At 69.9% G+C, this 9,754-nt stretch carries 9 protein-coding genes; 6 read left to right on the top strand and 3 right to left on the bottom strand.

The window, feature by feature from the left end; genetic code table 11:
* The 6 genes from B4E30_RS10190 to B4E30_RS10165 form a co-directional block, all read left to right on the top strand.
* Positions 1–696 (top strand): NYN domain-containing protein (locus B4E30_RS10190; RefSeq protein WP_286795190.1); only part of this gene is annotated, 696 nt, incomplete at its 5' end.
* Between the two features lie 100 nt (positions 697–796).
* Complete coding sequence (locus B4E30_RS10185) at positions 797–1,921, top strand: ROK family transcriptional regulator (protein ID WP_237673320.1); 1,125 nt, start codon at positions 797–799, stop codon at positions 1,919–1,921.
* Between the two features lie 19 nt (positions 1,922–1,940).
* Positions 1,941–2,780, top strand: a complete 840-nt coding sequence (locus tag B4E30_RS10180; protein ID WP_414683207.1) for an ATP-binding cassette domain-containing protein — start codon at positions 1,941–1,943, stop codon at positions 2,778–2,780.
* 157 nt (positions 2,781–2,937) lie between these two features.
* Positions 2,938–4,020, top strand: coding sequence for a sugar ABC transporter substrate-binding protein (locus B4E30_RS10175; RefSeq protein WP_286795184.1), 1,083 nt, complete (start codon positions 2,938–2,940; stop codon positions 4,018–4,020).
* A 98-nt stretch (positions 4,021–4,118) separates the two neighbouring features.
* Complete coding sequence (locus tag B4E30_RS10170) at positions 4,119–4,895, top strand: ATP-binding cassette domain-containing protein (protein WP_194384879.1); 777 nt, start codon at positions 4,119–4,121, stop codon at positions 4,893–4,895.
* Positions 4,892–6,163, top strand: coding sequence for a sugar ABC transporter permease (locus B4E30_RS10165; RefSeq protein WP_286795180.1), 1,272 nt, complete (start codon positions 4,892–4,894; stop codon positions 6,161–6,163). Before B4E30_RS10170 ends, B4E30_RS10165 begins: the two co-directional genes overlap by 4 nt.
* A gap of 56 nt (positions 6,164–6,219) precedes the next feature.
* Here B4E30_RS10165 and B4E30_RS10160 read toward each other — a convergent pair whose 3' ends face one another.
* The 3 genes from B4E30_RS10160 to B4E30_RS10150 form a co-directional block, all read right to left on the bottom strand.
* Positions 6,220–7,743, bottom strand: coding sequence for an ATP-dependent DNA ligase (locus B4E30_RS10160; protein ID WP_286795195.1), 1,524 nt, complete (start codon positions 7,741–7,743; stop codon positions 6,220–6,222).
* A 10-nt stretch (positions 7,744–7,753) separates the two neighbouring features.
* A complete protein-coding gene (locus B4E30_RS10155; protein WP_286795178.1) occupies positions 7,754–8,161 on the bottom strand; it encodes a DoxX family protein in 408 nt (135 codons plus the stop codon).
* A 59-nt stretch (positions 8,162–8,220) separates the two neighbouring features.
* The coding region (locus B4E30_RS10150) for an AAA family ATPase (protein WP_286795176.1) at positions 8,221–9,754 on the bottom strand (1,534 nt) is incomplete at its 5' end.

Genomic DNA, 9,754 nt, shown 5'->3' with positions numbered 1-9,754 from the left:
GAGGCGACCATCGATGTCGGCGCGATCATCGACTACGCGACATCGTTCGGCACGCTCGTCCTGACCCGCGCGTACGCCGACTGGTCCTCGCCGGTCAACGCGGAGTACCAGACGCAGCTGGTCGCCCGTGCGGTGGACCTGGTGCAGCTGTTCCCCGCCGCGGCCTACGGCAAGAACGGCGCCGACATCCGGCTCGCTGTCGACACCGTGGAGGACATGTTCCGGCTGGAGGACCTCACGCACGTGGTCATCGTGGCCGGCGACAGCGACTACGTGCCGCTCGCGCAGCGATGCAAGCGCTTGGGGCGCTACGTCGTGGGCGTCGGCGTCTCGGGTTCGACGGCGAAGTCGCTCGCGGCGGCGTGCGACACGTTCGACGCCTACGACACCCTCCCCGGCGTGACCGCCCCGTCGGCCGACACCACGGGGACCCGCAAGAGCCGAGGACGCAAGAAGACGGTGGACCCCGGTGCCGACCTCCTGGAAAGAGCGCTCCGCCTGGAGAACGACAAGGAGGCCGCCGAGTGGCAGCACGCCTCGGCGGTGAAGAGCCTCATCAAGCGACTCGACCCCTCGTTCAGCGAGAAGACGCTCGGGCACAAGAGCTTCACCGACTTCGTCAAAGCGCACCCGAAGGTCGCAGAGATGGATGAGTCCGGCAACATCGTGCTCATCAGGCTGGCCGCCGACGGCTGAGATCGCCGTCGCGGCGGGGAGTACAGTGTGGGCTGTGGCCCGCCGACACGCCGCTCCGCCAGGCTCGCAGGCGTCCCTGCGAGAGGCGAACCGTGCCCGCGTGCTGGATTCGCTGAAGCGGCACGGCCGTCTCACGCAGATCGAGCTCGCCGGTGTGACGGGCCTCTCTCCGGCCAGCGTGTCCAACATCGTCAAGGAGCTGACGGCAGCCGGCGTGCTCCACACCTCCTTCACGTCGCGCAGCGGCCGTCGGGCGACGCTCGTCTCGCTTGCGCACTCGGTGGGGCTCGTCGCCGGTGTGCACTTCAGCTCACGTCAGCTGAACATCGCGATCGCCGACGCGACCCGCACCGTCGTCACCCACACGACGCTCCCTCTCGCCCTGGACCACCGGCACGACGCGGAGCTGGATCGGCTCGCCCTGCTGCTGGGCGATCTCACCGAGTCGCTCGGCGGCTCCCTCGGCGACCTGCACGCCGTGGGGCTGGCTCTCCCGGCACCGATCGATCCGCGCACGCACACGGTCTCAACGCCCGGACTCCTGCCCGGGTGGGAGGACATCGACATCGCGCAGGCGCTCACCGGACGCATCGCCCGCCCGGTCTTCGTCGACAGCGAAGCGAACCTGGGCGGCCTCGCGGAGGCGCGCGAGGGATCGGCGCGCGACGTCTCCTCGGCGGTCTACATCCGCGTCGGCCACACCGTGTCGGGCGGCATCGTCGCGGGCGGCGATCTCTTCCACGGCGCGAGCGGCAAAGCGGGGCAGATCGGTCACATCACGATCGACGAGAACGGGCCGGTGTGCCGTTGCAGCAACCGCGGGTGTCTCGAGACCTACGTGGGCGGACCGGCGCTCCTGTCGGCCTTCCCCCCTGCGGAGGGCATGCACCGATTGAGCGATCTGCTCCTCGCTGCGGATGACGGCGACGCCGCGGCGCAACGCGTCATCGCCGATGCGGGGCGCCACCTCGGTGTCGCCGCCGCGAGCGTGTGCAACCTGTTCGATCCGGAGCGCATCGTGATCGGGGGCGAACTCGCCGCAGCGGGCGAGATCCTCATGGCGCCGATGCGCCACGCCCTCGAGCGCTCCGCCCTCACCTCACCCGCGGGCCTGCCCGACATCATCGGCGCGTCGTTCGGCGATTGGGCCGAGACGCGCGGGGCGATCGCGCTCGCCCTCGAGCACGTCGATGTCGGCGCGGACGCCGTCGCCGCATCCGCATGAGAGCATGTCGAGGATGTCGATGACGAATCCCCGCGGAACCCGCTCGCACGAGCGCATCCTCACCATGCGCGGCATCGGCAAGCGGTTTCGGGCGGTCAAGGCGCTCACCGACGTCGACTTCTGGGTCGACGCGGGCGAGGTCGTGGCGCTGGTGGGCGACAACGGCGCGGGCAAGTCGACACTCGTCAAGGTGCTCTCCGGCGTCTACGCACCGGACGCCGGGTCGGTCGAATTCGACGGTGCCGCCGTCGACATCACCAGCCCCGTCGTCGCGCACGACCTCGGCATCGCGACGGTGTTCCAGGACCTCGCGCTGTGCGACAACCTCGATGTGGTCGCGAACCTCTGGCTCGGCCGCGAGATCGTCGACGGCTCCGCGTTGAACGAGGTCGAGATGGAGCAGCGCACGTGGGCGCTCATGCGCGAACTGTCCGCGAGGCTCCCCTCCGTGCGCGAGCCGGTCGCGATGCTCTCGGGCGGTCAACGTCAGACCGTCGCGATCGCCCGCTCTCTCATCGGCGACCCGCGTGTGGTGATCCTCGACGAGCCCACCGCTGCGCTCGGCGTCGCGCAGACGGCGGAGGTCCTCAACCTCATCGTGCGGCTGCGGGAGCGCGGCCACGGCGTCGTGCTCATCAGCCACAACATGGCCGACGTGATGGCCGTCGCCGATCGCGTCTTCGTGCTGCGACTCGGGCGGAACAACGGCGTCTTCGACGTCGCCGACATCACCAGCGAGACCCTCATCTCCGCGATCACGGGGGCGCGGAGCGGTCCGGCGACGACCCCACCGGAGCCGGCCGAGAATGTCGTCCCGCTGCGCGCCGGAAGCGAACGCGAACGCCGCCGAGGCCTCTGATCGTCAGAGCCGACAAGGTGGCTGCACGCCGGCCGGCATCGCGTTGCGAAAGCGTTATGTTCACGTCTTGACGCCAAGGGGTCCGATTCTTCATCATCAATTTATGTCTTGAACTCAAGCAGAGTTCGGACGTCGCAGGTTCAACGAAGAAAGGCGAATGATGAAGAAGTCTGCTCTGCTGTCCGCGGTCGCACTCGGGGGTGCCGCCGCGGTCCTGCTCGCCGGATGTTCCAGCTCCGGCGGCGACACGGGCGGAGGCGAAGACACCGGGGGCACAGACGCGGCCGGCACGCGCGCCTGCGTCATCCTCCCCGACGCGGCGTCGTCGCCGCGCTGGGAGAGCTTCGACCGCACGTACCTCCAGGAAGGTCTGACGGCCGCCGGTTTCGACGTCGACATCCAGAACGCCCAGGGCGACACCGCCAAGTACGCCACGATCGCCGACCAGCAGCTCACCCAGGGTTGCGGCGTCATGCTCCTGGTCGACTACAACGGCGCGGGCGCCGCGGTGACCGCCCAGGCGCAGGCCGAGGGCATCCCGGTCATCGCGTACGACCGCCCGATCGAAGGAGCCGACTACTACGTCTCCTTCGACAACGTCGAGGTCGGCCGTCTCGAGGGCCAGGCCGTCCTGGACGGGCTCGAAGCGGCGGGCACGGACCCCGCCGAGGCGGTCGTGGTCTACATGGGCGGCGACCCCGCCGACGGCAACGCGGCGATGTTCCGCTCCGGCGCCGTCGAGGTGATGGAGGGCGCGGGCATCACGGCGGCCGCCGAGCCTCCCGGGGTCTGGGACGGCGAGAAGTCGGCCACCAACTTCGAGCAGGCGCTGACCTCGCTCGGCGGTGAAGTGGACGGCGTCTGGGCGGCCAACGACACCAACGCCGCCGGTGTCATCACCATCCTCCAGAAGAACAACCTCGAGGGTGTCGCGGTCTCCGGCCAGGACGCGAACGTCGCGGGCCTGCAGAACATCCTTCTCGGATGGCAGACCGCAACGGTCTACAAGCCGGTGAAGATCGAGGCCGATGCGGCGGTCGAGGTGGCGGTGGCCCTGCTCAACGGCGAGGCCCCCGAAGCCGATCAGCAGCTCGACGACGGCACTCCCTACATCGCCGTGACCCCGCAGCTGGTCGGTCCCGAGCAGGTCAAGGATGTCGTCGCCGCGGGCGACGCGTCCGCAGAAGAGATCTGCACGGGAGACGTCGCGGAGAAGTGCGAGGAGTACGGCGTCGAGTGATCGATGCCCCGGGGGTCCCTCGCCTGCGGGCGAGGGACCCCGGCTCTCCGCGGCGCATCCGCGCCGCCTGACAGCGTGGTCGAGCGAAAGGAGTGGGCGTGGACGTGCCCATCATCGAACTGCGGGACGTGAAGAAGAGCTTCGGTCCCGTGAGCGTCCTCAAGGGCGTGAATCTGAAGGCGTATCCGGGCAAAGTGACCGCCCTCGTCGGCGACAACGGAGCCGGCAAGTCGACGCTCATCAAGGGGCTCGCCGGCGTGCAGCCCTACGACGGCGGCGACATCCTCTTCGACGGCTCCACCGTGGAGCTGAACAACCCGCGTGAAGCGTCGCGGTTGGGCGTCGAAGTCGTCTATCAGGACCTGGCCCTGTGCGACAACCTCGACATCGTGCAGAACATGTTCCTCGGACGCGAGGAGACCTCGGTCGGCACCTTCGACGAGGGACGCATGGAGCGGGAGGCGTCGGACACCCTCCGCTCCCTCTCGGTGCGAACGGTGAAGTCGGTGCGCCAGCGCGTCTCGAGCCTGTCCGGCGGGCAGCGTCAGACCGTCGCGATCGCCCGCGCGGTGCTGAAGAACGCTCGCGTGGTGATCCTCGACGAGCCGACAGCGGCGCTCGGCGTCGCGCAGACCGCGCAGGTGCTCAGCCTCGTGACCCGGCTCGCGGAGCAGGGGGTCGCCGTCATCATCATCAGCCACAACCTCGCCGACGTCTTCAAGGTCGCGGACTACATCGCCGTGCTGTATCTCGGTACGCTCGTCGCCGAGCTGCCGACGGCGGACACGACGTACGACGACGTGATCGGCTACATCACCGGCAGCAAGACCTACGGCGGCGACGCCGCGGTCGTCGAGGCAGGAGACGCGGAATGACCACTCCCGGAAGCAACGTCCCGGCCGACACCAGCACGGTGTCGGACCTCATCGGAAGCGGGCAGGAAGGCACCGTCCGCGACCAGGTGATGGCGTGGTGGCAGCGCGTGCGCGCCGGCGACATGGGCGCCCTGCCCGCCATCGGCGGTCTCGTGGTGCTCGCGCTGCTGTTCACCTTCCTGAGTCCGTTCTTCCTCACCGAGCGCAATTTCGCCAACCTCATCACGCAGGCGGCGACGCTCGTGATGCTCGCGATGGCGTTGGTCTTCGTGCTGCTCCTCGGCGAGATCGACCTGTCCGCCGGTGTCACCAGCGGCATGACGATGGCGCTGTTCATCGTTCTCGTGAACGTCCACGGCGTCAATTGGGTGCTCGCGCTCCTCATCGCGTTCGCGGCGGGCATCGCGACCGGAACCTTCATCGGATTCTTCGTCGCGAGAGTCGGGATCCCCTCCTTCGTCGTGACATTGGGTCTGTTCCTCGGCTACCAGGGGGTGACCCTGTTCATCATCGGATCCGGCGGTCTGTACCGCGTGCAGATTCCGGAGATCACCGCCATCCAGAACGGCAACCTGCCGGTCTGGGCGGGCTGGGTGATGCTCGTGGTGATCCTCGCGATCGCGGCCGGAACCTCGTTCTGGGACCGCACCCGGCGCACGAAGGCCGGGGTGCCCAACCGCACCATCGCGCTCGTGTGGATCAAGCTCGGCGTCATCGCCGTCGTCGGCGGCGGCGTGGTCTGGGTGCTGAACCAGAACCGCGGCCAGTCGGTGGGCGTGGTCGAGGGCGTGCCGATCGTCGTGCCGATCGTGCTGGCGATCCTGTGGATCGGCACCTTCCTGCTCGATCGCACCAAGTTCGGGCGGTACATCTACGCCATCGGCGGCAACGCCGAGGCCGCCCGTCGCGCGGGCGTGAAGGTCGTCGTGATCAAGTGGAGCGCGTTCATCGTGTGTTCGACGCTCGCCGTCGTCTCGGGTCTGTTCAGCATCTCGAAGGTCGGGTCGGTGGATGCCGCCGCGGGCCGCGAGATCGTGCTCAGCGGCGTCGCGGCAGCGGTCGTCGGCGGCGTCAGCCTGTTCGGCGGCAAGGGGCGTCTCACCCACGCCGCGATCGGCGCGCTCGTGATCGCCGTGATCGCGAACGGGCTGGGGCTGCTGCGGATGCCGGCGGGGCTGAACCTCATCGTCACCGGCGCGGTGCTCATCCTCGCCGCGACCGTGGACGCGCTGTCGAGACTGCGCTCGGGCGGCACCGTGCGCACCTGACTCCGGATGCGGTTCCCTGACGGCGCCGGCGGCATCGCCCCGGCGCCGTCAGGCGTTCACCCGCGCAGGAGTGCGCGGACCGTGGCGATCGTGTCGGTGTCGGCGGGCGACTTGTCGGGGCGGTATCCGCGCACGCGGGCGAAACGCAGCGCCACTCCCCCGGGGTAGCGCTGCGAGCGTTGCACGCCGTCGATCGCGATCTCGACGACCGTCTCCGGACGAACCGCGATGCCACCGGGCACCTCCCCGGTCGCAAGCTCCGGGAAGTGCGTCGTCTGCCACCGCAGCAGTTCGTCGGTCATCCCTTTGAAGGTCTTGCCGACCATGACGAACCCGCCCGGCTCACCGAACTCCCCGTCATCGTCGCGCGCACCCAGGTGCAGGTTCGACAGCATGCCGGCGCGGCGGCCCGATCCCCATTCGATCCCGAGCACAGCGAGGTCGAGGGTGATGACGGGCTTGACCTTGATCCAGCCCGAGCCCCGCCGCCCGGCGGAGTACAGACTGCCGGCCGCCTTCACGACGACGCCTTCGTGCCCCGCGGCGAGCGCCTTCTCGGAGAACCGGACGGCGATATCGTCGTCGTCGGTGACCAGGCCGGGGACGCACCAGGGCCCGGCCACGCGGGCGAGGGTGTCTCGCCGCGTCGTGAGCGGCTCGTCGAGCAGATCGCGTCCGTCGACACGCAGCACGTCGAAGAACCACGGCCGGAGGGCGATCTGCGCCGCGGCCTCGGACCCGAACCGCGCCATCGTGTCCTGAAACGGCCGCGGCCCACCGTCCTCGTCCAGCGCGAGCGTCTCTCCGTCGAGGATCGCGTCGTCCACCGGCATCGCACGGACCGCCTCGACGATCTCCGGCACGCGGTGCGTGATGTCCGCGAGACCGCGCGTGTAGACCCGCACATCCTCACCGCGACGGTGCACCTGGATGCGCGCGCCGTCGAGCTTGTACTCGACCACCGCGGGGCCGGTCGCTGCCAGCGCCTCCGGCACCGTCTGCGCGCTGCCCGCCAGCATCGGCAGCACCGGCCGCCCCACCTCGAGGGCGACTGCGTCGAGGTCGGACGCGGTTCCGGAGAGGGCGATCACGGCCGTTTCACCGAGGTCGCCCGTGAGCATCGCGGCACGCCGCACCGCCGCGAGCGACCGATCGGCAGCCGCGGCGATCGCGTCGACGACGACTCCCTGCAGGGCGCCGGTGCGCAGCTCGCCGAGGATCACCCGCACGAGGAAGTCCCACTCGACGGCGGTGGCCGAGGCGGCGAGAGCGTCGAGCTCTGCCGCGCGTCGCGCGCCGACGCCGTCTCCGGCGAGGCCCGCGAGCCGTTCGAAGGCCGCATCGACGTCGCCGACGGTGAGCGTGGCGATCTCGGCGTGTGCCGCGGCGCGAGAGCGGATCGATCGCCATCCGACCCCGAGGCGTCCCTGTCGCGGAGCCGCGATCAGCATGCCGACGACGGCGCGAAGATCGTCGACCGCGGCCCGGCGCAGGAGATCGGCCACGACGGCGATCTTGGCGGAGCGCGAGCGGGTCGCCGTCAGGGCGTCGGCGGTCGCGACGACATCGGCGAGCAGCAGCACCGCGACCTCACCGCCGCCCGGTCGACCAGAGTGCCCATGCCACCAGGAGCGGCTGCAGGAACAGTCTTGCGAACCGCGCCCGATCGGTGCGGAGCATCGGTGCCGATCGCCCGGTGCGCCACTGATGCACATTGCCGGGCAGAACGGCCCCGAAGAACGTCGCGATCGCTGCGCCGACGCGGGGGCGGTCTGCCGGGAACGCGATAAGCGCCGCACCCAGCATGATCTCCGCCGCGCCCGAGGCGACGACGATCATGTCCTTGTCGGTGTGCAGGAGCTTGGTCGCCCAGTCGGGGACCACGATGCGGTAGCCGCGCCGCCCCCACGTGAGGTGGGACAGCCCGGCGGCGACGAGAAGCGCCGCCAGGAGGTGACGGGCAACGGATCGCAGGGATTCGATCGGACCGCGGCTCATGACACGAGCATGCCTCATCCGCTCCCTCTCGGGGCCGGATGAGGCATGCTCGTGTCGGATCAGGCGGCCAGCGGCGTGCGCGCCCGGTGGGCCGTGATTCCGATGCCGTCTTCGACGAGGTCGACCGACACCGCGCCGCCGTCGTCGAGGTCTCCCGAGACGAAGAGCTCGGCGATGCGGTCATCGATCTCGCGCTGGATCCGCCGGCGCAGCGGTCGCGCACCGTACTCCGGCTCGTAGCCGAGCTCGGCGAGCCGCGCCACCGCGGCATCGGTGATCTGGAACGCGACGGAGCGCGCGCCGAGCCGCCGCTCGGTGGCATCCAGCAGGACGCGTACGATCTGCTGGAGCTGCGCGGACTCGAGCTTGCGGAACAGGACGATCTCGTCGATCCGGTTGAGGAATTCCGGTCGCATCGCCTCGCGGAGCTTGCCCATCACCCGATCGCGCAGGTCCTTCTCCGAACCGAACCCGGTCGCTCCCCCGCCGTCGGCGAGGAATCCGATCGCGCCGCCCCGCGACGCGAGGAACTCCGAGCCCAGGTTCGAGGTCATCACGACGACGGTGTTGCGGAAGTCGACCGTGCGCCCCTGACCGTCGGTCAGGCGCCCGTCGTCGAGAACCTGCAGCAGCACATTGAACGCGTCGGGGTGCGCCTTCTCGATCTCGTCGAACAGCACGACCGAGTAGGGGTTGCGCCGCACGCGTTCGGTGAGCAGCCCGGCCTCGTCGAAGCCGACGTAGCCGGGAGGGGCCCCGACCAGACGTGACACGGTGTGACGCTCGCCGAACTCGCTCATGTCGAAGCGCACGACCGCCTGGTCGTCATCGAAGAGCGACTCCGCGAGCGCCTTCGCCAGCTCGGTCTTGCCGACGCCGGTCGGGCCGAGGAACAGGAACGACCCGACGGGTCGACGCTCGTCGCCCATGCCGGTGCGGTTGCGTCGCACCGCGCGGGCAACGGCGGCGACGGCGTCATCCTGTCCGATGACGCGCTCGTGCAGCTCGCTCTCGAGCGCGCCGAGGCGCTCGCGCTCCGTCTCGGTCAAGCGACTCACGGGGATGCCGGTCGCACGACTGATGACCGCAGCGATCTGCGGCTCGTCGACCACCGTCGACACGTCGTGGCCCTCACGGGTCGCCCGCTCGATCTCAGCCTGCACCTCGGCGAGGCGGTCGCGCAGCACCGACGCCTCCTCGTACTGCTCGGCGGACACGGCGGCGTTCTTCTCCGCCTCGAGTGCGGCAGCCTCGGTCACGAGGTCGGAGACGTCGACCTTCGCGCCGAGGCGGAGGCGCAGGCGCGCACCCGCCTGATCGATGAGGTCGATGGCCTTGTCGGGCAGCACGCGATCGCCGAGATAGCGGTCGCTGAGCTCCACCGCGGCGCGCAGCGCATCGGGCGTGTAGGTGATTCCGTGGTGCTCCTCGTACGCGGGCGCGAGTCCCTCGAGGATGCGGATCGCGTCTTCGGGCGACGGCTCACCCACCCGCACGGGCTGGAATCGCCGTTCCAACGCCGGGTCCTTCTCGATCGCGCGGTACTCCTTGAGCGTGGTCGCTCCGATCAGGTGCAGGTCGCCGCGCGCGAGG

This window comes from Microbacterium sp. UBA3394, assembly GCF_002358725.1.
In the GTDB taxonomy this organism is placed as follows: Bacteria; Actinomycetota; Actinomycetes; order Actinomycetales; family Microbacteriaceae; genus Microbacterium; species Microbacterium luteum.
The sequence above is the reverse complement of the archived record's forward strand: the minus strand, read 5'-3'. Positions and strand labels throughout refer to the sequence as shown.